The sequence below is a fragment of the Corynebacterium sp. MSK032 genome (genome assembly GCF_030232065.1).
GTDB lineage: Bacteria > Actinomycetota > Actinomycetes > Mycobacteriales > Mycobacteriaceae > Corynebacterium > Corynebacterium jeikeium_D.
In genome coordinates, this window is the sequence record NZ_JASPJR010000038.1 from 1 (window position 1) to 832 (window position 832).

At 51.9% G+C, this 832-nt stretch carries 2 tRNA genes; both read right to left on the reverse strand.

Annotated elements, in window-relative coordinates:
• Positions 1 to 152: 152 nt before the first annotated feature.
• Positions 153 to 225: transfer RNA gene (locus tag QP995_RS10790), tRNA-Phe, on the reverse strand.
• Positions 226 to 244: 19 nt separating this feature from the next.
• Positions 245 to 321, reverse strand: a tRNA-Asp gene (locus QP995_RS10795).
• Positions 322 to 832 lie beyond the last annotated feature (511 nt).

Here is an 832-nt window from a genome sequence, read left to right on the forward strand (position 1 = left end):
AAAGGCCCCATGAAGTAACAAACGGTGTGCCCGCCCCGCAACACGCCGAGCGGACACACTTTTTGCTACTTAACCCCTTTACGACGATCCCCGCGACAAACACCTGGTAAAACAAAGAATCCCCAGCCCCTTTCCGGACTGGGGATTAATTGTGGCCAGAAGCGGGATCGAACCGCTGACCTTCCACTTTTCAGGCGGACGCTCTACCGACTGAGCTATCTGGCCAGACTTGAAATTAATCAAGTGGCGACCCTGACGGGACTTGAACCCGCGACCTCCGCCGTGACAGGGCGGCGCGCTAACCAACTGCGCCACAGGGCCTTAAATGCCGTGCTCAACTTTCTGGATTACCAGCGCTGTGCACGAGTTGTTACTCTACAGAACAGCGTTGAACATAAGCAAATCGCCAGTTCATGGCGGATATTTTAAGTTGAAAACTGACATCCAGCCCCGGGTCTCGGGACAACCTAGACTGTGGCAAAAGCTCTCCCCACCAAACCCGGGTAAAGCCCCCCCCCTCTCCCCCAGTGACACCGATGCGAGTTACTGACTACGTTTATGACTGGCGGCGTTGGGGCGATGCAAGTTACTGACTACGTTTATGACAAAAATAGCCCGAAAAATGGCCTGAAAGTGTCATAAACTCATACAGTTTCACATTTGCAGCCCGTAGTTTTTGGCTTCTCACCAGTCACCATCTTGAGAATCAGACACACTTTTCTTTACTTAACCCGCCCAGCGCACCACTAACCAAAAGGGTTAAGTAAAGAAAAGTGTGTCCGCATGCCACCATAACCCCAGACCACACACCACAAATCACCAAAGAATAGCT